The sequence below is a fragment of the Stieleria magnilauensis genome, assembly GCA_007753675.1.
In the GTDB taxonomy this organism is placed as follows: domain Bacteria; phylum Planctomycetota; class Planctomycetia; order Pirellulales; family Pirellulaceae; genus Stieleria; species Stieleria magnilauensis.
Genome location: CP036432.1, coordinates 8,624,846 through 8,651,573, shown reverse-complemented (window position 1 = coordinate 8,651,573; position 26,728 = coordinate 8,624,846). Strand labels below are relative to the sequence as shown.

Genomic DNA, 26,728 nt, shown 5'->3' with positions numbered 1-26,728 from the left:
ACAGACTCATTCGTCGGCATTCATGACCAAAGTCCTTGATCTTCGCGAAACCGACGACCCCAGCGACATCATCCACCGCACCGTCCAAGCGTTGACCGAAGGCCAGGTGGTGGCGTTTCCGACCGACACGGTGTACGGACTGGCCGCACACGCGTTGGATGCCCAAGCGGTTGAGAAATTGATCGAGATCAAGGGTCGAGGCGAGGAACCGATGGCGATTTCGGTGCGGAGTCGTCAGGCGGCCGAAGACTTTTTCTGCGAAGCGTCTCCGGTCGCACGTCGGCTGAGCCACCGCTGTTGGCCGGGTCCGTTGACCTTGGTCACCCCCTGTGAAAACGACCACTCCGCGGTGCACCAATTACCACCATCGGTCCGCCAGCGGATCACCGGACCGAGTGGGGGGGTCGGATTCCGCGTCGTCGACCACCGAATTTTGCAATCGATCCACCGATTTATGGCCGCCCCGTTGGTGCTGACCAGTGCCAATTTAACTGGAAAACCGACACAAACCACCGCCGCCGGTGTGCTTGAGCAACTCTCCGGTACCCTACCACTGCTGCTCGACGACGGCCCGACTCGTTATGGTGGGGCATCGACGGTGGTCCGGGTGATCGGAAAACGTTGGGAACTGTTGCGAGAAGGAGTGATTGAACGAGCCGCCATGAATCAATTCGTCAAACCCGTTATTGTAATGGTATGCACCGGCAACACCTGTCGCAGCCCGATGGCGGAAACCCTGATGCGTGAACTACTGCGAAAGAAGATGGGCCGGGAAGACGCCGTTCGGGTGCTTTCGGCCGGTGTGGCCGCCTCCGCCGGCGGGAGTGCGAGTCCACAGTCGATCGAAGTGATGGGAGAGCGTAAACTGGATTTAACCGGACACGCCAGCCAACCGCTTGGTGATGACATCATGAACGTCGCCGATCTCGTCTTGACCATGACCCGTTCGCACCGCGCTGCGATCTTGGCCGCCTGGCCCGAGATGCACGATCGGGTGTTCACCTTGCGTCACGACGGCGGCGACATTTCCGATCCGATCGGAATGCCGGTCGATGCGTACCGACAGTGTGCCGACCAGATGGAAGGCGAGCTGGAAAAATGGTTCGAGCGGCTGGACGACGACTTTTTTCCCGAGGTCTCCGACGGAGATCAGGAGTCTGCGTAATGCGAATTTCACTCGGTAGCGATCATCGCGGCGTACAGATCAAAGCGCGTCTGGTCCAATCCCTGACCGCCAACTCGTACGAGATCCTCGACGAAGGCACCTTCAACGACTCCTCGGTCGACTACCCCGACTTTGCCGAAGTGGTCGCCAAACGCGTCAGCGACGGCCAGGCCGATCGCGGCATCCTGATCTGCGGCACCGGCATCGGCATGGCCATCACGGCCAACAAGTTCGCCGGCGTCCGCGCCGCACCGTGTTACGACGAAGTCATGGTCGAAATGAGCCGTCGACACAACGACGTCAACGTGCTGTGCCTGCCCGGCGATCTGATCGGCGAACGTTCCATCGATGACCTCGTCCTCCGCTGGCTGCAAACCGAATTCGACGGCGGCCGCCACGCCGAACGGATCGCCAAGATCGAAAAGATCGAAAAGGAAAACGTGCACGGCCCCAATTGCCATAGCGACAACCGCGTGACCGGCCACACGGCCGCCGCGGATTCCCAGGCCTCATGATCGCCAACTGGACCGATTTGATCGGCAACCGCCACCTGGAACAGTGGTTCGGCAACTCGATTCGACAACAACGATTCGGCGGCAGTTTCTTGCTGGTCGGCCCGCCCGGTGTCGGCAAACGCAGCGTCGCGACGCTGCTGGCCCGGACCATGCTGTGCAACCGCAATCCGCCCGAGTCGATGCAGCCCTGCGGAACCTGTGAAGCGTGCGTCCAAGTCGACGCCGAAACCCACCCCGACCTGATCCGCATTCGTAAACCGAAAGACAAAACGGTGATCCCCGTCGACCTGCTGATCGGTCGCCCGGAAGTGCGGATGCAAGAAGGGTTCTGTCGCGACGTCCGGTTGAGCCCGTACTGTGGGCGCCGCAAAGTCGCGATCCTGGAAGACGCCGATTTCCTCAACGAAGAAGGCGCCAACTGTCTGCTCAAGACGCTCGAAGAACCGCCCTCGGATGCCGTGATCATGCTGGTCGGCACCAGCGAACAAAAACAATTGCCCACCATCCGTTCCCGCTGCCAGGTGATTCGCTTTGCGCCGTTGAACGCCGAAGAAGCGACACGGCTGATCCGTGACGTCCACCAGATCCCAGCCGAACCGGCCGAAATCTCTCACGCGGTCGAGATCGCCGGCGGAGACGTTCCGGCGGCACTGCGTCTACTCAGTGACGAATCGAGACGCTTTCGCGATGCGTTGATCGGTGCCCTGGCGAGCCCGTTCCCCGATCCGATCGCGATCCGACGGATCGTCACGACGCGCGTGGACGAAGCCGGCAAAGAGGCTCCGAAAAAACGCGCCGTGCTACGCGACGTTTTCTCGATGGCCATCGGGCACTACCGCAAGACGATGCGTGAAGAAGCCTTCGCCGCAGCCCCTCGACCGATCACGCTGGCGCGGCTCGATCGCAGCGTTCGCGCGCTTCGAGAACTCGAACGGATGGCCAACGTGTCCACCTTGATCGATTGCTATGCCGCCGACATCGCCGCCGGGCAAACGGGTGACCGAGGCGAAATCGGGTCTTAGTGCTCCAGCAGTTTTGTCGGGCGAAACACCGAAAACAATACCCACGGATAGCAGCGCGAACCCACGGATGACAGGGTGCAATCAAGCCGCGGGTCCGCGCTGCCATCGGTGGGCTCGCTGCCATCGGTTGGCTCACGGATCACTTCATCGCTCCGCAAGCTTCAGCCTGATCCCTCTTCCGCTCGACAAACACCACCCAAACATCAAAGCCGAACAATTCAATCGCATGACAGCCGATGCCGTCACCGTGGAACTCTGGGCGGCCCGTCTGCCGGGCCCCTTTCGATTTGCCGAGCACTGCTGGCTGCTGGTCCGTCGCGGCGACCAATGCGACCGCTGGGAGGTCTGGCAAGATGCCGACGCCGGAGGAGAGAGCTGGGGGCACGTGCATCGAAATCTGATGGCCCCCACCGCCGGCATCCGCAATCACCTCGCCTATGGGTTGCATCGATGGAGTGGCGAGCAAGCCGACCAACTGGCGCGCCGAATCGAAGTCGCACCGCACGCTTATCCCTGGTGCCACACCTACCGCTACGTCCCCGGCCCCAACAGCAACACCTTCGTCCAGTGGTGCCTGGAAGAACGCTATCGACTCCGTTGGCGAAGTGTCGGAGCGGGGTACGCCCGAAGGATGTGGCGCTGAAGCGGGGCGGGAGAAGAAATGGTCAAAAAATGGGTTGGTCAAAAAATGAGAGCTCAGTCAGGTGGCTGATCAATGGACATCAGCCGTTTTGCGGCAGCCCACCGGGTTCCCATTTTTTGACCAACCTATTCTTCGATCAACCGATTTCTTCGGCATCGCACCTCCATCGCACCAGTGCCGCGGCCTCACTCGCCGTGCAGGTAACCTTGCGGCGAAAGTCTCAAGTACTTGCCTTCATGGATTTTCCACAGCCCGGTGCGTCCGACGATTTTTCCGATCGCGGTCAGCGGGGCGGGAAGGTCCGCCGCCAGCAGGCGCTCGGCGTCGGCCGGCGCGGCGGTCAGCAGGAGTTCGAAATCCTCGCCGTCACTCCAGGCGTGCTGAAACGGCTCACGTCCGGTTTTGGCCGATAACTTGATCGCATCGGTGTGGATCGGAATCGCGTCGACGTCCAATTCGACACCGTAGCCGCTGCTGGCACACATCCGATCCAGGTCCAGGGACAGGCCGTCGCTGACATCGATCGCCGCGTGGATGGTGGCGAGCTTGCGGATGGCGGAGGCGAGTTCGATGCGTGGGGTCGGCCTCAGGTGCCGTCCACCGATGCTGCCGCCAAAGCTGCCGCTAGCCAACACGACATCGCCTTCGACGGCGCCGCTCCGCAACCAGGGATCGCCGTCGGGGACGTGGCCGAGCACGGTGATGCTGATCGCCAGCGGACCGTCATAGGTCGACAGATCCCCGCCCGCGATGGCGACATCGAACTGTTTGGCAGACTCGAGAATCCCCTCGTAAACCTCGCCGGCGATCTTCGTTGCGTTTTGTTTGGGCAACGCCAGGGTGACCAGGGCGCTGGTCGGGATCGCCCCCATCGCCGCGATGTCACTCAAGTTGATCGCCATCGCTTTAAAACCGACGTCCGCCAAGTCGTGTTCATCGATGGCAAAATCGACCCCGTCGATGATCTGGTCGGTGCAGACAATCGACGGCGAGGCGGGCGACTGGATCACGGCAGCGTCGTCACCGATGCCGACGGTGACCTGCGGCAACGACCGCGTGCGACCTTTTAAATAAGCGAGAAAAGACTGTTCCATGATCCAAATCCACCTTCCGGGTGAGCCTGCTGGCTGGTCCGCAACGAAATCACACTAACCGATCGAAAACCCACTGTTCCGCTGCAACGAATCCACCCACGTCACGTCACAATCGTCGATTGAACCGGCCGGCCGCGAATCGATCCGACGAATCAGTTCCTTCAATTGGCTCTTGGTCCCATCGGCGTCGACCAAGACGCTTCCGTCGGGCTCATTGCGAACGAAGCCATGGATGTCCAGGCCGTTGGCGTGAAACAGCACGGTCGCTCGAAATCCGACGCCTTGAACGCGACCACGGTAGCGTGCGATCAATCGAACGTTCATCGCAGCGCCGTATCGATCTCATCGCCATCGACCGTGTCCACCGGTTCGGCCTCTGGCGGGGGCTCGGCAGGCTGAGTCCGCTGGATCACGACCATGCACATGTCGTCAAACGGCGGCGCGTCACCGACGTGCTTCATCACCGCCTGGACGACGCGGTCTTTGATCGCCCCGGCTTCGCTCTCCATCGCGGCAAGCTTTCGAATCGATTCGATCCCGAACTCGTTGTCATCGGCGTCCATCGCTTCGTTGACGCCATCGGTGTACAGCAACAGCACGTCGCCGGGTTCCACCTCCGCGCTGACGGCTTCGTATTCGATTCCCGCATAGATTGCGATCGGCAACCCCGATTCTTCACCACCTGGTTCGGTGATCTCACCGGTGCGTGCGTGCCGCCAAATCGGAGGCATGTGCCCGGCGTTGACGATCGTCACGTTGGGGCTGGCCGGATCGATGACGACCAGCAAGAACGTCGCAAATCGCTCGACGCCCAGTTCACTCATGCGATCGTTCAGTTTTTCGATCGCCCGTGCGACGTCGGGCTCCCCGGCCAAGCAGAACCGCGTCTCGGCGGACAACTTGGCCATGTACATCGCCGCCGCCACGCCGTGGCCGACGACGTCGGCAACCACGATTGCGATTTTTCCGTCGGCCAAGTGGATGTAGTCGAAGTAGTCGCCCCCGATGTGATTGGCGGCCTGGTAATAGCTTTCGACGGCATAGCCGTTCGCGTCGGGCGACCGCTGCGGCAAGAACGCCTTTTGAACGTCCGTCGCGAGTTTCAGGTCTTGTTCCACCTCGCGTTGATGCAAGGCCCGTTCGTGCATCTGAGCATTGGTGATCAGAATACCTGCCTGGGCCGCAATGCCGGCCAGCAGATCGATGTCCTCTTCGACGAACTGGCCACGCCCTTGGGTCGAATCGATTTGAATCGCACCGAACCGATTGCCTTCGGAATCGCCCAGCGGTGCGCAGATCATGCTTTTGATCGAAAAGTCTGCGATCGACTCGCTGCTATCGAATCGGCTGTCCTGCATGGCGTCGAACGACAGCAGGGCTTCACCGCTTGAGATCACGCGGCGAATGATGGTGCGACTGATCCGCACCGTTTCGGTCTCGTCACGGGCCTGACGGGTTTTGATCCAGCGGGTCTGCAACCCGCCGTCTTCGGTTTCCATCACGATGAAACCGCGGTCGGCCGACGGAAAGATCGAGAACAGACTGTCCAAGATCCCCGGCAACACGCTGTCCAGCGAGAGCGTGTTGCTGAGGTTGCGGTTGATCTTCAACAACGCTTCGAGCTTCGCCTCGGGCGTCGCTCTCATCTTCAGGCCTTCGCCCGACTTTTCGAACTCCACCTGCGGCGAGACGACGCGCGAGTTATCCGATTCGTCGTCGACCATCACGATTCCGAAGCTGGAACCGCTGAACGTCAATTCCGCCGCGCCGCTGGAGGCGAATTCGGGATAACTATCGCCGTGAAAGATCAGCTCGATGTCGCTGATCCGGATGCGGTCGCCTTCACGCAGTACCTGTCCGCCGGAGAGCAACTGACCGTTGAGAAAGGTGCCGTTTCGGCTGCCCAGATCGAACACCGTGAATTGGTCATTCTGACGAACGACCTTGGCATGAAATCGGCTGACCGCACCGGCATCAACCACGATGTGGCAATCGGGATGGCGTCCGATCGACGTCTCTTCTTCGGCCAGTTCAAAGCGTTCCGGCCCGCCGCTGAGCGCGCCAGCGGCGGAGTCGACGCCTGCATCGAGTGAACTGCTTCCGACACTAGTTGACAAAAACGCCATCGATCCGTTGGCCCCTCAAAAGGTTGCCGGTGCTCGTAGAACCAGGTCCGAATCAATCCTTGTCTTGCTCGGACGATCCCGGCAGCGGCGATTCGGGGGCACTATTGTCCTCGTATTTCGCTTCCGGAATTTCCGACTCCGCTTTCGTCCCGAAGACGCTGTGCGAGACCGGATAGGAGTCCTTGTTCGGATCATCCATGTCGGCCGAAATCTCTTCTTCGGTGACCTTGGCGTTCTCGACAACCAACTCGATCACCTTCCGCTCGACGATTTGATTCCGCAGCGCATCCATTTGACCGGTCTTTTCCAACCGAGCCCGGGTGGCCCGCAGACTTTGTCCGGACTGTTGCGAGATCAACATGATTTCGCTTTCGAATTCCTGAGGCTCGGCGTCGATCGATTCCTCTTCCGCGATTTGCTCGAGCACAAAGTGCTCACGCAATGCCGCCTCGGTCGACGCACGCGCGTTCTGCTGCAGTGCGTTGACGATGCCGCGGATCGTCGTGTCGTCGAATCCGTTGCGACGCATTTCCAAAACGCGCCGTTGCAATTCGCGATTGGTTTGACGGCGAACCAAGTCTTCGGGCAACTCAAAGCTGACCGACTCGGCCAACAGGTTGGTCACCTTTTGGCGAACGGCTTGCTGCGTGCGGTACTCGGCTTGACGGACCAGCGAATCTTTGACGAATTCACGAAGCTCTTCTTCGGTTTCAAAGTCACCGAGTTCTTCGAGCACGTCGCTGGTCAGCTCGACGTTTTCAAGCTTCTGGACTTCGACCAACTCGACTTCGGCGGTGATCGTGCGAGCGCTGTCCGCCTCGTCGTCGGAATCACCGAGCGTGACGGCCGTCGTGACGGTATCGCCTTCCTTCTTTCCGGCGACATCAGCGCCGAAGGATTCGCACACGGCGTCGCTAAGCGACAGTGCCGGAGCCAGCGTGATGGATTCTTCTTCCATCGTCGAAATGACTTCGTCGCCTTCTTTGAAGCGAATGTTGACGACCAGTTTGTCGCCCAGTTCTGCCGGCTCGTCGGTCGCTTCGAACGAAGCCCGGTCTTTCAGGACCCGTTGCAACGCCGCGGTGACCGCCTCGTCGTCAATGTTTTCGACGGGCTTGGTCAGTTCCAACCCTTTCCAGTTGGGAGTCTCAAACTCGGGACGCACTTCGATCGAGAACTGGAACGAGAACGGACCTTCGCCCGGATCGGGGATCGAGTTGTAGTCGAAGTCCGGCTCACTGATCGCCGAGAAGTCTTGGCTTTCGGTGACCTGCGAAAGGCTGTCCATCAGCAGCTTGCCTTTGACCTGCTCGACCACGCGGTCTTTGAACTGCTTTTCAACCAGACGCCGCGGTGCACGACCGCTGCGGAAACCGGGTACTTGAGCTTCCGGCACCAATTCATCATACGCGTCTTTGAGGTAGCGTTTGACTTCGGACTCGGGAACGGTCACGACAACATCGCGGACACACGCCTGCGGGGAACTGACCTGGACCTCCAGTTGGAGAGGGGTCGCTTCTTCGGCGTTTTCGGGGGAATCTATGGACGTGGACATCCTGTAACGCACCTTGGACGGGAACGGGGTGAACAAAATTAGTGTGTCTGCCGCAAAGCGTTTTTTCGCTGCAGCGAAATGCTCTGTTTGCTGGAGAAGCCCGTAATCTATCGCGGTCGAGTCAAAATCGGCAAGTCACCGCCGCGATTTTACGCTGCTTCCGGCCATTCTCGCACATTCGTCAGGATTTCTGAAAACAATCTGCCTCAAGTTTCCCCGAGGGCTTGCCGATTCTCACAATCTGTTGATAATCTCCCCGCACTGACAGAAATGACGCGGCTGTAGCTCAGTTGGCAGAGCATCACGTTGCCAACGTGATTGTCGTGGGTTCGAATCCCATCAGCCGCTCTCAAATGCGAAAAAGGCACCCTGGCTCGGCCGAGGGTGCCTTTTTCATTTCTCGGGCACGCCGGCACGACACCTGCGTCGGCCCCCCGGCGACTGGCCTTGCCCCGCCATGGCCCTGCCAGCGATCACCGATCGCCCGCAGATCTCGCGCCAAACGGCTCATAGCGCGAGCGATCCCAGCCGATTCGCTTTAGCGAACTGGGTATCCCGGAGGGATGACAGCGAGTAGCCGGAGGTCAGCGCAGCGCCACCTCCGGAAAGCACGCCGCCAGAAGCCCACCGACCCCGGAGGGGTCGCAGCGAATCTATTCGGTAGCGGCGACGCAGTTCGCGTCCCGGAAAGAGTCGATCGAGAGGCGGGTCCAATCGGTGGGGCGGGGCCGGACGAGGGTTCGAACGCGACTTGCTTCGACACCCTCCGGGGTCGCGTGAGACAGGGGACCGAATATCCGGAGGTGCCGCTCCGCTCACCTCCGGCTACTGGCTTTGACCCATCCGGGGCCATGCCAACGACCACCAATCGCCCGCAGACCCCGTACCGAACGACCGCTGCCCCACGCTCTCAAAGATCCGCCTTCTCGTTTCCCTGCTCGTCGTAGCGGTTGAAGGCAAAATAGGCAAAGGGCACGGGCAAACAGGGGATCAGCAGATAGAAAAACCTGCCAACGGTAACGGCCAACACCACCGTCAGCACGAGAAACCCGATCCAAACCCACCAAGTGTCACGCCAAAGCCCGCCGAGCTGATTCACGATACAAATACTCCATCTGATTTCAGTTTCGCCATTCCGCCACCGATCATTCCGTTCAGCAGCGAGAATTGGCTGTCACTTATCTGATACCGGCCCGGCAGATGCGTGTCGACGTGGCAAATCGCCCAGGGCGGCGGTTTTGCAGCGAACCGGCGACCTCGCTAACCCCCGTGAAATCCCACGCCAACCAATTTGAAGAAACTTTTCATCAGTTTTTGCGAAGAGCCGTTGACGCTCACCAGAGCCGCCCCTACATTCTCGCCCTCCCGTGAGACGAACGTCGCCCGGGAAACACCTCGCCGAGCGGCCAGGTGCACCGTCCTTTGTTTCGCCACTCATTATTTACTGGAAGCGTACTGTGTCAGCCGGAGCCAACGAAGTCATTCGGATCCGTATGGAAGCATACGATCACTCCGTGCTCGATCAGAGTGCCCAGGAGATTGTGGATACGGTCAAGCGAACTCACAGCGAAGTCCACGGGCCGATCCCGTTGCCGACTCGCATCGAACGCTACACCGTGCTTTCAAGTCCGTTTGTGAACAAGAAGGCTCGTCAGCAGTACGAGATCCGAACCCACAAACGCTTGATCGATATCGTCCAAGCAACCGCCAAGACGATCGAAGCACTGAACAAACTGAGTCTACCCGCCGGGGTGGATATCAAAATCAAAGCTTCGGCTCGATAGCACGAACGTCGCTCGTCGCGACGTTTCGCCCTTGCCTCACCGCCTGAAGCGGTGCGGGTCGATGCCCCAAAGTTTTTAGGTCCGGTATTCCGCATGAACGGATATCGCTCCCGATAACCCTAGCTGCCACCGCCTCTCGCGGACAACGCAAGCTTCCGGTTCGGGGCGAGAAGTTCAAAACCCAGATACGAGCGATAAATGACCACGGCGAAAGCCGGGGTGCTAGAGCTATGTCACCATCAATACTTGGTCGCAAAATCGGAATGACTCAGGTCTACGAAGAGGACGGTACCGTCGTCCCCGTGACCGTGATCCAGGCCGGCCCGTGCAATGTGCTCCAGATTCGCTCTGCTGATCGCGACGGCTACAGCGCCGTCCAATTGGGTTTTGAAGACAAACCACGCCGACTGGCCAGTCGCGCCGAACGCGGCCACGTCGCTAAACTCGACAGCAAACGGTCCAAGAAACGGGCCGACGCAGGCGTCGAGCTGATTGAAAAAGCTGACTGCGAACCCCAACGCTTCATCCGCGAATTCCGCGGCGAAACCGACCTGTCGGTCGGCGGCACGGTCACGGTGGAAATCTTCGACGGCGTCAAACGCGTCGACGTGACCGGCACCAGCAAGGGCCGCGGCTTCTCCGGCGTCATGAAACGCCACAATTTCTCGGGCCAACGAGCCACCCACGGTGTCAAGAAAGTACACCGCCACGCCGGTGGTACGGGCTGCAGTGCGTCGCCGAGCCGCCTGTTCAAAGGCATTCGCATGGCGGGCCAATATGGAAACACCAAGGTCACCACGCGAAACCTGGAACTGGTTCGAGTCGTCCCCGAAGACAATTTGCTGTTGATCCGCGGCTCCGTCCCCGGGCCGAATGGTGGCCTGGTGACGATCCGTCAAACGAACAAGGTGGGTTAGTCCCGATGGCAACACTCTCAATCGTCAACGAATCCGGCGAAGAAGTCGGAACCTACGAAATCGATTCAGCCGCGATCGCGGACCGAATCAGCAAGCAACTGCTCCACGACGCAGTGGTGATGTACCAGGCGAACAATCGCCAGGGTTCTCACAACACGCGAACCCGTGGCGAAGTCAGCGGCACCAACAAAAAGATGTACCGCCAAAAGGGCACCGGCCACGCCCGTGCCGGCTCCAAGCGAACCAACGTTCGCCGCGGTGGTGGTGTTGCACGGACGATCAAACCACGCGATTACAGCTACCGATTGCCTAAAAAGGCGTTGCGACGAGCCACCCGCATGGCGATCCGCAGCAAAATCGACGACGGCGAGATGTTGGTCATCGACCAACTCAGCTACGACGCGCCCAAAACGTCAAAACTGGCGTCGACGCTGAAAAACCTGGGCCTCGAATCGACCACCACGCTCGTCGCAACCGCCGATGCAGACGTCGCGGTTTACAAGAGCGGCCGAAACATCCCCGGAGTTGACGTGCAGCCGGTTCGCCAGCTGAACGCACTTTCGGTGCTCAAGCCCAAGCGAATGCTGGTCACCAAGGCGGCGTTGGACAAGATCAAAGATGGCTCGTTTGCCGACGGGCAGGCCGTTTAGGTCCGACCGCACCCCCACACTAATACAAGAAGAATTTGAGCGATGGCAAGAATTCAACCACCTGCCCAGCCGGAAACGAAGATCAAGCTCGAGCCGCACCAGATCCTGTTGCGTCCGCTCGTGACTGAAAAAGGCGTTCACCGCGCGACACGGCACAACGAATACGCGTTTGAAGTGCACCGCATGGCCACCAAACCTGAGATCAAAGCGGCTGTTGAAAAGCTGTTTGATGTCAAGGTCGAAAAGGTCTGCACCCAAAACCGCAAAGGCAAGTTTCGTCGCACACGCAACGGTCTAGGACGCACGTCCGACTGGCGCCGAGCCATCGTCCACTTGCACGAAGATCACAAAATCGACTTCTTCTAGGCCGCCAACCGCCGCCGACAAAGTCGTCCAGCCACTCGCTCCAACCGGGGCGGGCCTCCAGAAACCAGTTTTTTCCTAACAGCCAGATAGAACTCAGCGATGGGAATTCGCATCTACAAGCCGACCAGCCCCGGTCGCCGAAATGCATCGGTCAGCGATTTCGCTGAACTGACGCCCGGCTACACCGTGGAAAAGTCGCTGCTGAAGCCGAAACGAAAGACCGGTGGTCGCAACAACCAAGGCAAAATCACCGCCCGACATCGCGGCGGCGGCCACAAGCAGATGTACCGCTTGGTCGACTTCCGTCGCGTCAAGGACGGAGTGCCTGCGACGGTCGACTCGGTTCAGTACGACCCCAACCGGTCGGCTCGAATCGCGTTGCTGAAGTACGCCGACGGTCAAAAGACCTACGTCGTGGCTCCCTCGGGTCTGAAGGCCGGCGACAAACTGCTCAACGGTCCCGAAGCCCCACCGACGCTGGGCAATTGCCTGCCGCTGAAGAACATTCCGCTGGGCACCACGGTGTGCTGCATCGAAATGCGAATCGGTGGCGGTGCGGTGCTGTGCCGATCGGCCGGCACGGGTGCCACGCTGATGGCTCGCGAAGCCGATTGGGCACAATTGCAACTGCCCAGCGGTGAAGTACGACGAGTGCCCAGCCGTTGCCGAGCAACGATCGGCCAGGTCGGCAACAGCGAGCACATGAACGTGGTCTTGGGCAAGGCCGGCCGAGCCCGATGGCTCGGACGTCGCCCGCACGTGCGTGGGACCGCGATGAACCCGATCGATCACCCGCACGGTGGTGGTGAAGGCCGAACCAAGGGCGGTCGTCACCCGGTCAGCCCGCAGGGCAAGAGCGCCAAGGGTGGTGCCACTCGCCAGAAACGTAAACCAAGTAACAGCTCGATCGTTCGTCGTCGCAAGAGCAAGCGATACGGTCAGTTGAAACTGCACAAGTAATCAGGTAGCTGAAGAACGATGAGCCGCAGTAGCAAAAAAGGTCCCTACGTCGACCCGAAGCTGTACTTCAAGGTGCAGAAGCAGGCCGAGGAAGGCAAAAAGACGCCGATTAAAACTTGGGCTCGTGCCTGCACGATCGTTCCCGAGTTCATCAATCTGACGTTTATGGTCCACAACGGACGGGCACACATCCCCGTCCAAGTGACCGAAGACATGGTGGGTCACAAGTTGGGCGAATTCGCTCCGACTCGGACGTTCAAGGGTCACGGCGGCAAAAAGAAATAGGTCGATACGATGTCAACATTTGTAGCAAGCCATCGCAACGCTCGGATCAGTGCACAAAAAGTGCGTCTGGTTGCCGACTTGGTGCGTGGCCAATACGCCGACGAAGCGCTCGATACGCTCAAGTATCAGCCGCAACGCGGTGCCCGCATGCTGGAAAAAGTGATCCGCAGTGCCGTTGCCAACGCACTCGATCCGGACCAGACCGGCGGCAGCCCACACCGAATCGATGAACTGGTTTTGACCGATGTGCGAGTCGACGGCGGAGCGATGTTCCGGCGGATGCGTCCCAAGGCACGAGGCAGTGCCCACATCATCAAAAAACGCAGCAGCCACATCAGCGTCAAAGTGACGCCGATCGACGAAATTTAAGCCCCTCGGAAACAGCACAATCAAAGAGTCGTAAACGATGGGACAGAAAGTCAATCCAATCGCGTTTCGAACCGGTGTCACCCGCGGCTGGAGTAGTCGATGGTACGCGTCGAAGCAAGATTTTGCGGACCTGTTGGTCGAAGATCGCAAACTGCGAAACTTCATCACCAACCACCCCAAGAAGAACCAATACAAGAACGCCGGAATCGATCGCATCGAGATCGAACGAACGCGTGACGAAGTGCGAGTGATGATGTACGTCGCTCGGCCCGGTTTGATCATCGGCAAGAAAGGCCAAGAGATCGAGATCCTGCAAGCGGAATTGCAGAACCTGATCGGCCGCCGCATCAACCTGAAGGTCGAAGAGGTCGGACGCCCCGAGCTGCAAGCTCAACTGGTGGCCGAAGACATCGCACAGCAGTTGCAAAAGCGATCGAGTTTCCGACGCACGATGAAGCGATCGCTCGAGCAGACGATGGACGCCGGTGCCAAGGGCATCAAGATCCAACTGGCCGGACGATTGGGCGGAGCCGAAATGGCACGCCGCGAAAAACAAAGCATGGGCTCGATTCCGTTGAGCACATTGCAGGCGAAGATTGATTACGGAACGACCGAAGCGATGACGCCACAGGGGCACATCGGAATTCAGGTCTGGATTAACCAAGGTACTTACGGAGACGACAACGATGGCGCTGATGCCCAAACGGGTCAAGCATCGAAAAAGCCAAAGAGGGCGCATAAAAGGTAGTGCGACTCGTGGCAACACGGTCGTCTTTGGTGACTATGGGATCCAATCCTTGGAACCCGGTTGGATCAAGGCGACGACGATCGAGGCGGGACGGATTGCGGCTCAGCAATACGTCCGTGGCGAAGGAAAACTGTACATCCGAATCTTCCCGGACAAGTCCGTCACCAGCACGCCGCTGGAAACACGGATGGGTAAGGGTAAGGGTGAACCAGATTTCTGGGCCGCGGTCGTCAAGCCGGGCACCGTCCTTTACGAACTCGGCGGTGTGACCGAACAGCAAGCCAAGGTTTGTTTCGCCCGATTGGCGAGCAAGCTGCCGGTGAAAGTACGATTCGTCGAACGACGGTCGTTCTAATTGGGAATCAGAGATTGGCTCTGATTCGATTGAGACAATGAGTAGCCGACGGGCATCAACCGCCCACGGACCCGACCTCCACTTTTGTTTACCGAAGGCCTGGTCATGACCAGCAATAGCGAACTGAGAGAGATGAGCGACGAACAGCTCGAAGCGACCGCTGCCGAAGCGGCCGCCGACTTGTTTCGACTGCGTTTTCAGTCTCAGTCGGAGCGTTTGAATACGCCCAGCGACATCCGCAAGAACCGACGTTTGATTGCTCGCGTCAAGACGATTCAGACCGAGCGAAGCAAAGCAGCCAACAACACCCCAGCCGAAGCGTAGCACCATGCCAAAACGCGTAGTTTCGGGCATCGTCACCAGCGACAAGATGAATAAGACGCGCCGCGTCGAAATCAATCGCCTGGTGAAGCACCCCAAGTACAAGAAATACATCAGCCGTCGAACGGTTTGTCACGTCCATGACGAGGCAAACGAGTCGGGCGTCGGTGACCGCGTCGAGATCATCGAATCCGAACCGCTGAGCAAGTTGAAGCGTTGGCGTTTGGTTCGAGTGATTGAGAAGAGCACCGAAGTGGACTTGGTCGCCTTGCGTGCCGCACGTAAGGAAGCTGAACAAGCAGAGGCTGCGTCGGCCGGATCCGAAAGCGAAAGCGAATAATTTTTCAGTTGAATAACCAGCCATGATCCAACAAGAAACCCGTCTCGATGTTGCCGACAACACCGGTGCTCGTCAGGTGATGTGCATCAAGGTGCTCGGCGGCAGCCGACGCCGATTCGCCCGTGTGGGCGACGTCATCATCTGCAGCGTCAAAAGCGTGATCCCGGGCAGCGAGATCAAGAAGAAGGCGATCGTGCGAGCGGTCATCGTTCGGACGAAAACCCCGACCCGCCGCAACGATGGCAGCTACATCAAATTCGACAGCAACGCTGTGGTCCTGATCGATAAAGACAAAGCCCCTCGCGGCACGCGGATTTTCGGTGCGGTCGCCCGTGAACTGCGTGAGCAGAGCTTCATGAAGATCGTCAGCCTGGCCAACGAAGTGGTCTAACCCTCCAAGCGGCCGGAGTCGCCAGACTCCGAGTCTCGAAACAAATCACATTGGGCGTCCCATCGCCCAGTCCATGCAGAGTATTCCAGTCATGTTGCTCAAAGTTGAAGACGAAGTGCTAGTGATCGCCGGCGGTGACAAGGGTCATCGCGGGAAGGTGCTGGTCGTCGATCGCAAGAAAAACAAAGTTGTCGTCGAAGGCGCCGGCTTGGTGCGGAAACACGTTCGGAAAAGCCAGAAGAACCCGCAAGGGGGTCGTCTGAGCAAAGAGATGCCGATTCACGCCAGTAACGTGATGGTCATCGACCCGACGACCGGCCAGCCCACGCGGATCGGAGTCCGCTACTTGGACGACGGCACCAAGGAACGATTTGCAAAGAAAAGCGGTGCAAGCCTGGGAAAGATCTCCCCGCCCCGTGACAGCTATAAGAAGGCGTGAACCGAACCATGGCAAACAAACCAAGACTCCAAACGGCCTACGAAGAATCCATCCGCTCAGAGTTGGTGGAACGCTTCGGCTACAAGAACCCGCACCAAGTTCCGCGTCTGGAAAAGATCACGCTGAACATGGGTGTCGGCCAGGCCATCGGCGACAAAAAAATCCTCGACCTGGCTTACGATGCAATGACCCAGATCGCCGGCCAAAAACCGGTGATGACGGTCGCCCGAAAATCGATCGCGAACTTCCGCTTGCGTGAAGGCATGCCGATCGGATGCATGGTGACCCTGCGTCGACAACACATGTACGAGTTCCTCGACCGGATGGTCTCGATCGTGCTGCCTCGAGTCCGCGACTTTCGCGGAATCAGCCGCAAAGCGTTCGACCGCCGTGGGAACTATACGATGGGACTGACCGAGCAATTGGTCTTTCCCGAACTGAACCCTGACAAGTTTACCCGCCCGCAGGGCATGAACATCACGTACGTGACGTCGGCCAAGACCGATGATGAAGCACGAGCGTTGTTGGAATTGTTCGGCATGCCGTTTAAAGCGGCGCCGGGAAAAAGCGACGCTGCGTGAGCGACGTTTTAACAGTCACTTTATTTTGCGAACCGTTTCACAGCTGCAACCCCAAGACAGCCAGTGGCAAGTAAATCAAAAATCGCCAAGGCAAATCGGAAGCCGAAGTTCAGTACCCGGCGCGAGAACCGGTGCAAGTTCTGTGGTCGACCTCGTTCGGTCTACCGCAAGTTCGGTTTGTGCCGAATCTGTTTCCGCGAAAATGCGAACTTGGGTTTGATCCCCGGTGTTCGTAAGGCCAGTTGGTAAGACAACGGAGCGACGAAAAGCCATGATGACAGACCCGATTGCCGATATGTTGACCCGAATCCGCAATGCCGTTCGCGTTGAACGTGCCTTTGTGGACATCCCTTCCAGCCGCGTAAAGCGGGGGATTGCCGACGTGCTGAAGCGCGAAGGTTTCATCTGGGATTGGGCGGAGGTCGAAGAAAGCCCCGTCAATGTGCTTCGCCTGGAACTGAAATACGGTTCCAATGGCGAACGCGTGATCCAAACCATTCGCCGAATGAGCAAACCCGGACGCCGTTTGTACGCTCACTGCAAGGACCTGAAACCGGTCTTGGGCGGGCTGGGCATCACGATCATCAGCACCAGCAAGGGTGTGATCAGTGACCGTGAAGCTCGGCGAGAAAAGATCGGCGGCGAAATCCTTTGCGAAGTCGCCTAACACCCGTACAAATAACGTTTTCAGCAAGTGATCTGAAATGAGTCGTATCGGAAAAAAACCAGTCCAGATCCCCAGCGGTGTCACCGTCGGCGTTGCCGATCGTGTCGTCACCGTCGAGGGTGCCAAGGGCAAGCTGACCTTCACCCATCGTCCCGAGATCTCGGTCAACGTCGAGGGTGATACCGTCAACTGCACGCGAAGCGGTGAAGACCGAACCAGTCGAGAACTGCACGGGTTGACCCGGGCGATCATCGGCAACATGGTCGAAGGCGTTAGCAACGGCTACGAAAAGAAACTCGAGATCGTCGGCGTGGGATACCTCGCCAGCATCTCCGGCGATACGCTGCAACTGCGTGTCGGCTATGCCAACGAACTGCACCGCAAGATCCCCAGCGATCTGACCGTGACCTGCCCCGACCAGACGCACGTCGTCGTCCAGGGCTGTGACAAACAAATGGTCACCCAGTTCGCCGCCGAAATCCGATCGCTCCGCAAGCCCGAACCCTACAAGGGCAAGGGGATTCGCTACCAAGGCGAACAAGTTAAGATCAAGCCCGGTAAGTCGGCGACCAAGTAATCCCGTCACACCCGTTTCAAATAACGAAAAGAATCGGCCGCGATACAGGACGGCACTTCAATGGACAAAAACAAGAAACTCGGACAGAGACGTGTTCGTCGACGCAACCACGTGCGGAACGTGCTCCGCGGCTCCGCGGACCGACCGCGTCTGTGCGTGCAACGCACCCTGAAGCACTTTTCGGTTCAATTGGTGGACGATTCCACCGGACGAACCCTGGCCAGCGCCAGCACCCGCGACAAGGACCTCCGCGAATCGGTCAAGGTCGGTGGCAACTGTGACGGTGCCGCCGAAGTGGGAAAGGCGATCGCTGCCAAGGCAGAAGCCTCCGGGATCAAGGAAGTCAAACTGGATCGCGGCCACAACAAATATCACGGACGCGTCAAAGCGTTCGCAGACGCCGCCCGTGAAAGCGGGCTCGTGCTTTAATCGAAAAGCAGAGATTACGAAAACCAATTCAACTTGCCGCACCCCAATGGGTCGGCTAACCGAGGGTCGGAACAATTAGTAGCGGAAGTAACCAGAATCGTCGTCGTGGCGGAAAGCAAGCGGAAGAGTCGAAAGATGACGGCTTGCTCGATCGCGTGGTGAAGATCAAACGCTGTGCAGCTGTGGTCAAGGGCGGTCGTCGCTTCAGCTTTGCCGCCATGGTCGTCGTCGGTGACGGCCAGGGCAAAGTGGGCTGGGGTTACGGAAAGGCCAATGAAGTGCCCCCGAGCGTCCAAAAAGCAACCAAACAAGCCACCCGTGACATGGTCAAGGTGCCGCTGGTCGAAGGCAGCATCCCCCACCAAGTCTGGGGCAGCTTCGGTGCCGCAAAGGTCACGTTGATCCCCGCCGGGGCCGGTACCGGTATCATCGCCGGCCAGGCCGTGCGTGCGGTTTGCGAAGCCTGCGGCATCCACGACATTTTGACAAAGTCCTACGGCACCAATAACCCGGTCACGTTGGTCAAAGCCACCGTGGAAGCCCTCAAGCAACTGCGGACGCGTGAAGAAACTGCCGCACTGCGTGGGTTGACCGTCGAAGAACTGTCGTCCTAAAAAAACACTCAAGATTGACGCGTCCGGAGCGAATCATGCCGCGACGCAACTTGCAACATTGCTTACCTGGGTTTCGTTATGAACCTGAATGATGTCCATCGCGGAATTCAAAAGAACCGCAAACGTAAACGTATCGGGCGTGGTCCCGGCAGCGGCACCGGCAAAACGTCCGCCCGCGGCCACAAGGGTCACAAGAGCCGAAGCGGCTACAGTCGTAAACCCAGCTTCCAAGGCGGGGCGATGCCGATGTTCCGGCGCGTTCCTAAACGCGGGTTCAACAACCGTTGGGCGGTGACCGTGTTTGCGGTCAACGTCGGCAAGCTGAACGACCATTTCGAAGACGGTGCCGAAGTGACTTTGGAAGCGATGGCTGCCAAAGATGTCGCCAAGGGCACGTTCGACGAAGTCAAGATCCTCGGCGACGGCGAACTGACCAAGAAGCTGACCGTGTCGGCGCACCGGTTCAGCAAGTCGGCCGAAGAAAAAATCACCGCTGCCGGCGGGACCGTCAACAAATTGGCTCCCAAACGGACCCCCGACGAACGCGTCGCGGCCCTGAAACAAGCCTGATCGAGGGGTCGCTCGGCCGGCGCAGCGAGCACTCGTTTGAGACAAACGAGCCACTGAATGAAACGTTCAAAACGTCAGTCGCCCCCGCGGACTGGCGTTTTGTTTTGAATGGGCGTTGCCCTCGCCATGGATCGCCAAAAACACTAAATTTCCGCAGGCGGCACAAATTCGGCCGATCGCCAGAGTTGCCGCGTCCCAATCAACGAAAGACGGATCGAGCGAATGCTTGAAAAACTGCGAATCATGTTCACCATCCCCGAGTTGAGGAAGAAAATCTTCCTGACCCTGGGATTGCTGGCCATTTATCGGATCGGTTTCCACATCCCGCTGCCGATGGTGGACAACGCCCCGGCCGACTCGGCCGGCGGTGGTGCGGCCGATTTCCTGGAAAAAGTCAGCTTGTTTGCCGCCAGCGACCTTCGTCAATTGACGATCTTCGGCCTCGGCATCATGCCCTACATTTCTGCTTCGATCATCCTGCAGTTGCTCGGAACGACCGTTCCCGCGCTGGCGGAATTGAAGAAGGAAGGCCAGGCCGGCCAGAAGAAAATCAACGAATACACCCGCTACCTGACCGTCGGCATCTGTCTGGTGCAGAGCTGGATCTATGTCTCGGTCATGCTGTCGGCCAGCGGACCGGGCGGCGGCAACATCAACGCCAACTTCTTGAACGAAGCCGGCACGGGGCTGTACCTGCCCTGGCAGTTCGTCGCCGTCGCGGTGATGACCTGCGGCAGTGTGTTCCTGATGTGGCTCGGCGAACAAATCGACGAACACGGGATCGGCAACGGCATCAGCCTGTTGATCATGGCTGGGATTCTGGCGCAGATGCCCAAAGCGCTGTACGAATTGATTCGCAACATGGAAACCCAATTGACCGGGCTGAGCCGTGGTCAAGTCGGGATCGAAACGTTGATCTTGCTATTCGTGTTGTTCATCGGCGTGGTCGTCGGGGTGGTCTTCATCACCCTCGGCCAGCGTAAAATCCCAACCCAATCGGCGAAATTCACCCGCGGCCGCAAGGTCTACGGCGGAACCCGCCAACACCTGCCGCTGCGTATCAACCAGGCCGGCGTGATGCCGATCATTTTTGCCAGCAGCTTGTTGATGATTCCCGGCGTGTTCTTCGGCTTGATGGCCGGAGCCTTCGAAACCGGCGGAGCGATCTTCAAGGGGTTGAACTTGGTCAGTTTGACGATGCAAGACCAGGCGTCGTATTTCTTCAATCTGCTGTACGTCGCGCTGATCTTCTTCTTCTGTTACTTCTGGACCGCGATCACGTTCAACCCGAAAGAGATTTCGGACAACTTGCGGGACAGTGGGACGTTCATTCCCGGCTACCGGCCCGGAAAACGGACGACCGACTACTTGGAAAAGGTCATGGTTCGGATCACGTACGTCGGTGCGGGATTCCTTTCGATCGTCGCGATCGTGCCGACGATTGTTTACGGTTCACTCGGTGTGCCGTATTCGATTGCCGGATTCTACGGCGGAACGGGGTTGTTGATCGCGGTCAGTGTCGCCTTTGACCTGGTTCAGAAAATCGACAGCCACCTGGTGATGCGAAACTACCGCGGCCTGTTGGAAGGCGCCGGCGGTGGCGTCAGCCCAGTCGTCTAAATCAACGTGGCGTAAACCTACCGCTTGCGTGGTCCCATTCACGCAAGCTGGATGCTCACGCCACTTACCCTGCTCGAAGCGAACAATCCAGTGCGCATCGTCTTTATCGGTCCACCGGGCGCTGGCAAGGGCACACAGTGCCGTCGCCTCAGTCGCGAGTTGGGGATCCCGCACATCTCTTCGGGTGAAATGCTTCGGGCCTGCCGGAACGACTCACCGCTCGGTGAGTTGATCGCCGGTTACATCGACGGTGGCAACTTGGCGCCCGATGACTTGATGATGCAATTCATCATCGACCGGCTTCGACAACCCGATTGCGAAAACGGGTACCTGTTCGACGGGTTCCCCCGCACGGTGAACCAAGCGGAGATGCTGACCGGGTTCTTGGCCGAGCGCGATCAGCGGCTCGACGCGGTGATCAATCTGATCATTCAAGAAGACGCTTTGGTTCGGCGGTTGCTCGCCCGGGCGGAGTCGGAGGGACGAGCCGACGACACCCCCGAAACGATTCAGACCCGATTGAAGGTGTTTCGAAACCGAACCGAGCCGGTGCTGGAGTTTTACCGCCAGCGGGGCATCGTCATCGACGTCAACGCCGCGGGAACACCGGACGAAGTGTTCGCGACCATCCGCGAGTTGCTCGCCGAGTAAACGGCGCGTTCCCCCCATAAAATGGTCAGCTGCGGGCGCCTTGTTTGCCCTGCGGCGCTACAATGGAGGCTGCGGCGTGCTGCCTCGCCGCGTCTGCTCCGCTGTTCCGCTCCGCAAGTCGTTTGAACATGAATTTTGCTGCCCCATCCGCCGTTCCGTTTACGTCTCGGTTTTTCGCGCTGTCGCTTTCGCTGTGGTTTGCGATTTGCGTTGGCGATCATGCCCAGGCCCAACAGGGCCGCTTCGGGGTGGGATTTGATCAGAACATGTCGCGGTTCATCCCGCCGCCTCGCTTGCTCAATCAGCAATTGAAGGACGCCGAAGAAGCGATCGCCGACGCCAGGTACAGTGACGCGGTCGTGATTCTCGGTGACATCCTCGAACGCCACGTCGACCCGACGAACGATCCGACGATCGCCGGCCAAGACTTTTTCCTGGAGATCCGAGACAGCGACCAACAGCGGTTGGACAAGAGCTTTTTGCGTCATTGTCGTGATTTGATCGGGGCGCTTCCCAGCGACGCGTTTGCCACCTACGAGCTTCGTTACGGCGCGCTGGCCAAACAATTGCTCGATGAAGCGACCCGGCAACGCGATTGGAAACTTCTCCGCAGCGTCCGCCGCAAGTACTTTCACACCGCGGCGGGATATCAAGCGTCGTTGATCTTGGCACAGCGCGAGCTGTACCTGGGGCATCCCTTGGCGTGCTCGTTGCTGCTCGATGATGTGGTGACCAGTCGACACGCCGTCGATCAACTCGGCGACGAGGTGTCGGCGATGCACGCGATTGCCTGTCGCTTGGCCGGTCGCACGGTCCCGCGTGATCTAGGGTCGATCAGCGTGCAATGGAACGTGGGCGACAACCAGACCGCCGAAACCGTGACCGATTGGCGGAGCTGGATCGATGAGCATTACCAATTGCCCGATACCGATTCGATCAGTCGTTCGACCGACTATCCGATGCTGGGCGGTTCGACGTCGCGAAACGAAACCGCCGACGGCCAGCTACCGCTTTCGACGCCCCGTTGGATGCTGGAAACCACCGCGACTCCGCTGGAAGAACAACGGCTGCGGCAGAAGGAAGACGAGTTGGCGGCCAGCGGTCGTTTGGTTCCGCCCAGCTGGACACCGATCCGCGTCGGCAACCAATTGCTGATGCGAACGACCGAACGTCTGCGGGGCGTGGATTATCGAACCGGAAAACGGGTCTGGCAGTACCCCTGGTTTCAAACCGACGTTTCGGCCGACAACGAACAATACGACGCGATGCTGGGGATGGGATCCTCCGATCCGCCGGACCGCCTCAGCCGCCGCGTGTGGAATGATTTGCCATACGGGCAAATCACCAGCGACGGCCAGCGCGTCTATTTGCTCGACGACCTCTCGCCGTTTCAAATGTTGCAGATCAATCCGCTGATGGGGGTTCGCAACACGAGTACGGCCGACGGCGGACGCAACACATTGGTCGCGCTGGAATTGGAAACCGAAGGCAAGACGTTATGGCGTCTGGGCCAAAACCCGACCATCGAAAGCGAGTTGAACCAGGCTTTCTTTTTGGGGGCTCCGATCGCGGTCGATGGGTCCTTGTACGCGATGGCGGAAATCGCCGGTGACATCATGCTGGTCAGCCTGGATCCCGCGACGGGAAAACTGTTGTGGCAACAGCAACTGGTGGCGATCGAGGGTGCCGGGATTCAATTTGACGCGATCCGACGCATCTCCGGAGCGACGCCCAGCTATCACGAGGGAGTCTTGATCTGTCCGACCGGTGCCGGCGCGACCGTCGCGGTCGATTTGGCCGACCGGACGTTACGCTGGGGCAATTCTTATCAACGCCGGGCGATGGGCAGCATCATGTTCAACTCGCGTTCGGGGAAATCGTCCGACCAGTTGCTGCAGCGCTGGCACAACTCCGTCGCGACCGCCAGCGGGTTGAGTGTGCTGGTCACCCCCGCCGCGACCGACAACCTGTACTGCTTTGAACTGGTCGATGGCAAAAAGCGTTTCAGCAAATCGCGACAGGCCGCGTTTTATGTGGCCGGCATTCGCGACGACCAGCTGTTGATGGTCAGTGCACGTGAAGTCGTCAGCCACGATCTGGAAAACGGGCGTCTGAACTGGCGGACCGACCAACGTCTGATCTCCGCCGGACAACAAATCGTCGGCCGGGGTGTGTTCGGAGACCATTCCTACATCGTTCCGACCAGCGGCAACGAGTTGGTCGAGATTTCATTGGACGACGGCACGTTGGTCGATCGTGTGACGGCGCAATTCCCGCTCGGCAACTTGATCGCCATCGACGGTGAAATCATTTCACAGAGCCCCACACGTCTTGTCGTCGCCCTCGGAAAAAAAACGCTGGGGCCGCGTGTCGAACGGATTCTCCAAGAAGACCCGGACAACTTAGATGCGCTCGTCCAAAAGGCGTTGCTATTGAGCGAACGGGGCGAGCGTCAAGAAGCACTGAAGGTGCTGCAGAAAGCACGCAAGATCGATCCGGACAGCGACGACGTGCTGATGTTGTCGATTTCGTCCATGCTGGGCGAATTGCGTGAAAACCCGACGCCGCCACCGGGTTTGGAAGAGGAACTCGATGCGTTGATCGATACACCGGCGCAACGCTTGGAGTTCGTGGCATTGAGAATCCAATCGGCACTGCGCAACCGATCCGTCCAGACGGCGACGAAGCGGTTGCTGGAATTCTCCAACGTGATGACCAACATTTCCCTGGTCGGTAATGAAGACGATGCGATCCTTCGCGACCCGACGCGTGGTTGTGCACTGGACAGCTGGGTGTCCGCGCGAGCCGCCGAAGTGATGCGGATCGCCGAGGAAGAAAACCAACTCGACGCCGTTGCGCAAGAACTAAGAAAACACTTGGAATCGATGCCTTTGGAATCGACTAAACGGTTGTCGGTCATGACCGGGCAGTTAGGCCCGCTGGGCATTGATGATCTTGTCATCTCGCTGGCCAAACGACGCGTTGCCGAGGACGAATTGTTTTCGGCCGAACGCTTGTTGCTAGGACCGACTCTGCCGTCTCGGCTTGTTGACCAGCAACAGTGGCGGTACACGCCCCGTCGTGCCGCCATGCTCGGCGAGGTCTACAACGACGGTTCGCTACATCAGGATGCCTTAGCCGTCAGTCGGGCGATGCTGAATCCCGATGCGAACGAAGACTCCGCCGATCTCGGGGCGGATGTCAAAACCGAGCTGCAGCAAATAGAGACACTCGCCGCAGACCGGATCGCGGCGCAAACGCCGACACTCGATGTCACCGCGCCGGTCTCGCTGTCATGGCAATCGCAATCGCTGCCGGGCGGAGGCCGGTCGACGTTTCTGCAAGCGGTGGTCGACCCGACGCTCTACGGCGGGCAAACCTTTCAAGGCTGGAAAGTGGTCAACCGCGGCGGTTCGGTGATGTTTCAAAATCCCAACGGCGATGTGATGCCGTTGCCGATGGATGAATTCCGCGCCGCCAGGATTCAAGACCGCAAGGCCAAGATCAGCGGCGGGCTGATGATCCTGGAGCGTCCGGGGCGGATCTCCGCGGTGGATCTGTTTGCGATGCAGAGCAGTCGGCGCAGCGAAGCGTCCTTATGGTCGCGCGACTTTGGGGCGGACGGGGCAACCAATACCCAGCGCAAGATTGAAACGACCGTCTTCGGGGATTCCAATTTCTCCTACCCGACCAATTCCGGTGCGGCCAATCAGATCAGCGAGTTCCGCGTCGGGCCGGTGCTGGGGGATCGCGTCCTGGTGCTGCAAGCAGGTGACTTGATTGCCGTTGATACCAGAGACAAAGAAACGCTGTGGCGAAATTCGTCGGCCCCGACGATCGGCCACATCGTGGTCGACGACAACCGCGTCGCCGTGGTTTCCTACGTCAAAGGCATCTTCGCCTCGGTGTCACAGTTTGACCTGCATGACGGCCGCAAGCTCGATTCGGCAGACTGGGATTATGGAAAGGTCTGGGCAACCAGCGGGAAACACGTCTTGGCCTATGAAGTCGATTCGAAATCCTCCGCGGCGATGGTGCGTTTGGTGGATCCGTTCAGCGGCCAAGTCGCCTTGGAAATCGAAGCCTTGATCAAACAACCGCTCACCCAGGCGGCCGGACGAGGCTGCGGACGCATCTTGCAAGACCGCTATCTGGTGCTGTTGGACAGCACGGGGCGGCTTGTGATCTGGGACCTGCTGCAGGCGACCGAGCTGTGTCGTCATGAAATCGGTGAGATGCCGGATCTTCAATCGATGTACGCGATGTGGATGGACGGCCAGATCCTGGTGCTACCGGCAAACGCCGTCGTGCGTCAGAAAGGCGACATGCTGACCCAGCATGGAGAAACACACCGTACCGTTCACAAGATCATCGCCGTGTCGACACAATCGGGCGAAATCAATTGGAGGCGAGATTTCGAACAAGATCCTTGGGGCATGACCATCGACCAGCCCTATGGTTCGCCCGTGGTGTTGCTAGCCCGTTCGAAAACCATTTATGAGATCAACAAATCAACGCCCAAAATGGACGTTGCCATGATCCGTCTGACTGATGGCGAAACCATCCACGAACAGCTGGAACGAGTCGTTTCGCCACAGTCGACCGGGCTGACCACCTTCGTGACCGCCCAACCGGAACTGCGACGCGTTCGAGCGACGATCGATGGTGAAACCTTGATCTACACCTTCGGTGAATCGCCCCAACCGATCCTGCAACCGGTTGATTGAGCGGCGCCGTTTCAGCGGAGAATCATCCGATTGCCGGAAAACCTTCGGAACGCCGAACGGCAAGGCCAGGAGACACCCCCCGAACGAACGCGGCGTGCATCACGCCATCATCGCCAGACAATGGGCAGCTAGACAACGCTACGGGGCACGGGCATTGACGAGCGAGAAACCTCTCCCAGGCTAGAGCGATACGTGTCGGCGATTCCTTTCGCTGAGACGTCATCGGGCAGCTGCGTGTCTGCTATTC

At 59.0% G+C, this 26,728-nt stretch carries 32 protein-coding genes and 1 tRNA gene; 28 read left to right on the top strand and 5 right to left on the bottom strand.

The features are described 5' to 3' along the window. Positions 1 to 22 precede the first annotated feature (22 nt). The 4 genes from TBK1r_RS31130 (at position 23) to TBK1r_RS31115 (ending at position 3,345) form a co-directional block, all read left to right on the top strand. Positions 23 to 1,165, top strand: a complete 1,143-nt coding sequence (locus tag TBK1r_RS31130; protein WP_145219207.1) for an L-threonylcarbamoyladenylate synthase — start codon at positions 23 to 25, stop codon at positions 1,163 to 1,165. Beyond that, on the top strand, positions 1,165 to 1,680 hold the full coding sequence (gene rpiB, locus TBK1r_RS31125; protein ID WP_145219206.1) for a ribose 5-phosphate isomerase B: 516 nt from the start codon (positions 1,165 to 1,167) through the stop codon (positions 1,678 to 1,680). The genes TBK1r_RS31130 and rpiB overlap by 1 nt, the downstream gene beginning before the upstream one ends. Beyond that, on the top strand, positions 1,677 to 2,702 hold the full coding sequence (locus TBK1r_RS31120; RefSeq protein WP_145219205.1) for a DNA polymerase III subunit: 1,026 nt from the start codon (positions 1,677 to 1,679) through the stop codon (positions 2,700 to 2,702). Before rpiB ends, TBK1r_RS31120 begins: the two co-directional genes overlap by 4 nt. Before the next feature lie 226 nt (positions 2,703 to 2,928). Then, on the top strand, positions 2,929 to 3,345 hold the full coding sequence (locus tag TBK1r_RS31115) for a DUF3750 domain-containing protein (protein WP_145219204.1): 417 nt from the start codon (positions 2,929 to 2,931) through the stop codon (positions 3,343 to 3,345). A gap of 185 nt (positions 3,346 to 3,530) precedes the next feature. On the opposite strand, the gene TBK1r_RS31110 is transcribed toward TBK1r_RS31115, so the two are convergent. The 4 genes from TBK1r_RS31110 to tig are packed head-to-tail and all read right to left on the bottom strand — an operon-like array spanning position 3,531 to position 8,120. Beyond that, positions 3,531 to 4,439, bottom strand: coding sequence for a thiamine-phosphate kinase (locus TBK1r_RS31110; protein WP_145219203.1), 909 nt, complete (start codon positions 4,437 to 4,439; stop codon positions 3,531 to 3,533). A gap of 54 nt (positions 4,440 to 4,493) precedes the next feature. Then, complete coding sequence (locus TBK1r_RS31105; protein WP_095738336.1) at positions 4,494 to 4,763, bottom strand: acylphosphatase; 270 nt, start codon at positions 4,761 to 4,763, stop codon at positions 4,494 to 4,496. Then, positions 4,760 to 6,565, bottom strand: a complete 1,806-nt coding sequence (locus TBK1r_RS31100; RefSeq protein ID WP_145219202.1) for a SpoIIE family protein phosphatase — start codon at positions 6,563 to 6,565, stop codon at positions 4,760 to 4,762. Before TBK1r_RS31100 ends, TBK1r_RS31105 begins: the two co-directional genes overlap by 4 nt. 52 nt (positions 6,566 to 6,617) lie before the next feature. Next, on the bottom strand, positions 6,618 to 8,120 hold the full coding sequence (gene tig, locus TBK1r_RS31095) for a trigger factor (protein WP_145219201.1): 1,503 nt from the start codon (positions 8,118 to 8,120) through the stop codon (positions 6,618 to 6,620). Between the two features lie 275 nt (positions 8,121 to 8,395). On the opposite strand from tig, the gene TBK1r_RS31090 reads away from it, so the two are divergent. Beyond that, positions 8,396 to 8,468, top strand: a tRNA-Gly gene (locus TBK1r_RS31090). A 562-nt stretch (positions 8,469 to 9,030) separates the two neighbouring features. Here the strand turns inward: TBK1r_RS31090 and TBK1r_RS31085 are convergent. After that, the gene (locus TBK1r_RS31085; RefSeq protein WP_095738334.1) at positions 9,031 to 9,219 is read right to left on the bottom strand and encodes a hypothetical protein; all 189 of its coding nucleotides are present in this window, start codon (positions 9,217 to 9,219) and stop codon (positions 9,031 to 9,033) included. Between the two features lie 358 nt (positions 9,220 to 9,577). On the opposite strand from TBK1r_RS31085, the gene rpsJ reads away from it, so the two are divergent. The 23 genes from rpsJ to TBK1r_RS30970 all read left to right on the top strand — a co-directional run bounded on the left by rpsJ (position 9,578) and on the right by TBK1r_RS30970 (position 26,481). Next, a complete protein-coding gene (gene rpsJ, locus TBK1r_RS31080; RefSeq protein WP_095738333.1) occupies positions 9,578 to 9,904 on the top strand; it encodes a 30S ribosomal protein S10 in 327 nt (108 codons plus the stop codon). A 263-nt stretch (positions 9,905 to 10,167) separates the two neighbouring features. After that, positions 10,168 to 10,821, top strand: coding sequence for a 50S ribosomal protein L3 (rplC, locus tag TBK1r_RS31075; RefSeq protein ID WP_372896418.1), 654 nt, complete (start codon positions 10,168 to 10,170; stop codon positions 10,819 to 10,821). A 5-nt stretch (positions 10,822 to 10,826) separates the two neighbouring features. Further along, positions 10,827 to 11,471 carry a 50S ribosomal protein L4 gene (gene rplD / locus TBK1r_RS31070; protein WP_145219199.1) on the top strand — a complete coding sequence of 215 codons (645 nt, stop codon included), beginning with the start codon at positions 10,827 to 10,829 and terminating at the stop codon, positions 11,469 to 11,471. Between the two features lie 42 nt (positions 11,472 to 11,513). Then, positions 11,514 to 11,837 (top strand): 50S ribosomal protein L23, encoded by a 324-nt coding sequence (gene rplW / locus TBK1r_RS31065; RefSeq protein ID WP_095738330.1) that lies wholly within the window; start codon positions 11,514 to 11,516, stop codon positions 11,835 to 11,837. Between the two features lie 99 nt (positions 11,838 to 11,936). Further along, positions 11,937 to 12,797 (top strand): 50S ribosomal protein L2, encoded by an 861-nt coding sequence (rplB, locus tag TBK1r_RS31060; RefSeq protein WP_145219198.1) that lies wholly within the window; start codon positions 11,937 to 11,939, stop codon positions 12,795 to 12,797. An 18-nt stretch (positions 12,798 to 12,815) separates the two neighbouring features. Further along, entirely contained in the window at positions 12,816 to 13,082 is a 267-nt protein-coding gene (gene rpsS / locus TBK1r_RS31055) for a 30S ribosomal protein S19 (protein WP_095738328.1), read from the top strand. Between the two features lie 9 nt (positions 13,083 to 13,091). Then, positions 13,092 to 13,451, top strand: coding sequence for a 50S ribosomal protein L22 (gene rplV, locus TBK1r_RS31050; protein ID WP_095738327.1), 360 nt, complete (start codon positions 13,092 to 13,094; stop codon positions 13,449 to 13,451). A gap of 37 nt (positions 13,452 to 13,488) precedes the next feature. Next, positions 13,489 to 14,199 carry a 30S ribosomal protein S3 gene (rpsC, locus tag TBK1r_RS31045; protein ID WP_095738326.1) on the top strand — a complete coding sequence of 237 codons (711 nt, stop codon included), beginning with the start codon at positions 13,489 to 13,491 and terminating at the stop codon, positions 14,197 to 14,199. Next, positions 14,138 to 14,554: a 50S ribosomal protein L16 gene (gene rplP / locus TBK1r_RS31040; protein WP_095738325.1), complete on the top strand. Its 417-nt coding sequence runs from the start codon at positions 14,138 to 14,140 to the stop codon at positions 14,552 to 14,554. Before rpsC ends, rplP begins: the two co-directional genes overlap by 62 nt. A gap of 105 nt (positions 14,555 to 14,659) precedes the next feature. Then, on the top strand, positions 14,660 to 14,878 hold the full coding sequence (rpmC, locus tag TBK1r_RS31035; protein ID WP_095738324.1) for a 50S ribosomal protein L29: 219 nt from the start codon (positions 14,660 to 14,662) through the stop codon (positions 14,876 to 14,878). 4 nt (positions 14,879 to 14,882) lie between these two features. Beyond that, a complete protein-coding gene (rpsQ, locus tag TBK1r_RS31030) occupies positions 14,883 to 15,215 on the top strand; it encodes a 30S ribosomal protein S17 (protein ID WP_095738323.1) in 333 nt (110 codons plus the stop codon). Between the two features lie 22 nt (positions 15,216 to 15,237). Then, entirely contained in the window at positions 15,238 to 15,606 is a 369-nt protein-coding gene (rplN, locus tag TBK1r_RS31025; protein WP_095738322.1) for a 50S ribosomal protein L14, read from the top strand. Between the two features lie 91 nt (positions 15,607 to 15,697). Continuing rightward, positions 15,698 to 16,045, top strand: a complete 348-nt coding sequence (rplX, locus tag TBK1r_RS31020; protein ID WP_145223178.1) for a 50S ribosomal protein L24 — start codon at positions 15,698 to 15,700, stop codon at positions 16,043 to 16,045. Between the two features lie 8 nt (positions 16,046 to 16,053). Next, entirely contained in the window at positions 16,054 to 16,626 is a 573-nt protein-coding gene (gene rplE / locus TBK1r_RS31015; protein ID WP_145219197.1) for a 50S ribosomal protein L5, read from the top strand. 63 nt (positions 16,627 to 16,689) lie between these two features. Then, positions 16,690 to 16,875: a type Z 30S ribosomal protein S14 gene (locus TBK1r_RS31010; protein WP_095738320.1), complete on the top strand. Its 186-nt coding sequence runs from the start codon at positions 16,690 to 16,692 to the stop codon at positions 16,873 to 16,875. Positions 16,876 to 16,897: 22 nt separating this feature from the next. Beyond that, positions 16,898 to 17,293: a 30S ribosomal protein S8 gene (gene rpsH / locus TBK1r_RS31005; protein WP_095738319.1), complete on the top strand. Its 396-nt coding sequence runs from the start codon at positions 16,898 to 16,900 to the stop codon at positions 17,291 to 17,293. Positions 17,294 to 17,330: 37 nt separating this feature from the next. Beyond that, positions 17,331 to 17,870, top strand: coding sequence for a 50S ribosomal protein L6 (rplF, locus tag TBK1r_RS31000; protein ID WP_145219195.1), 540 nt, complete (start codon positions 17,331 to 17,333; stop codon positions 17,868 to 17,870). 60 nt (positions 17,871 to 17,930) lie between these two features. Continuing rightward, the gene (gene rplR / locus TBK1r_RS30995; RefSeq protein WP_145219193.1) at positions 17,931 to 18,299 is read left to right on the top strand and encodes a 50S ribosomal protein L18; all 369 of its coding nucleotides are present in this window, start codon (positions 17,931 to 17,933) and stop codon (positions 18,297 to 18,299) included. A 143-nt stretch (positions 18,300 to 18,442) separates the two neighbouring features. Continuing rightward, positions 18,443 to 18,913, top strand: a complete 471-nt coding sequence (gene rpsE / locus TBK1r_RS30990) for a 30S ribosomal protein S5 (RefSeq protein WP_197455395.1) — start codon at positions 18,443 to 18,445, stop codon at positions 18,911 to 18,913. Positions 18,914 to 18,991: 78 nt separating this feature from the next. Next, a complete protein-coding gene (gene rplO / locus TBK1r_RS30985) occupies positions 18,992 to 19,483 on the top strand; it encodes a 50S ribosomal protein L15 (RefSeq protein ID WP_095738315.1) in 492 nt (163 codons plus the stop codon). Positions 19,484 to 19,705: 222 nt separating this feature from the next. Further along, on the top strand, positions 19,706 to 21,103 hold the full coding sequence (gene secY / locus TBK1r_RS30980; RefSeq protein WP_145219191.1) for a preprotein translocase subunit SecY: 1,398 nt from the start codon (positions 19,706 to 19,708) through the stop codon (positions 21,101 to 21,103). 51 nt (positions 21,104 to 21,154) lie between these two features. Further along, entirely contained in the window at positions 21,155 to 21,754 is a 600-nt protein-coding gene (locus TBK1r_RS30975) for an adenylate kinase (RefSeq protein WP_419580568.1), read from the top strand. 128 nt (positions 21,755 to 21,882) lie between these two features. Further along, positions 21,883 to 26,481: an outer membrane protein assembly factor BamB family protein gene (locus tag TBK1r_RS30970; protein WP_419580567.1), complete on the top strand. Its 4,599-nt coding sequence runs from the start codon at positions 21,883 to 21,885 to the stop codon at positions 26,479 to 26,481. Positions 26,482 to 26,728: the final 247 nt, after the last annotated feature.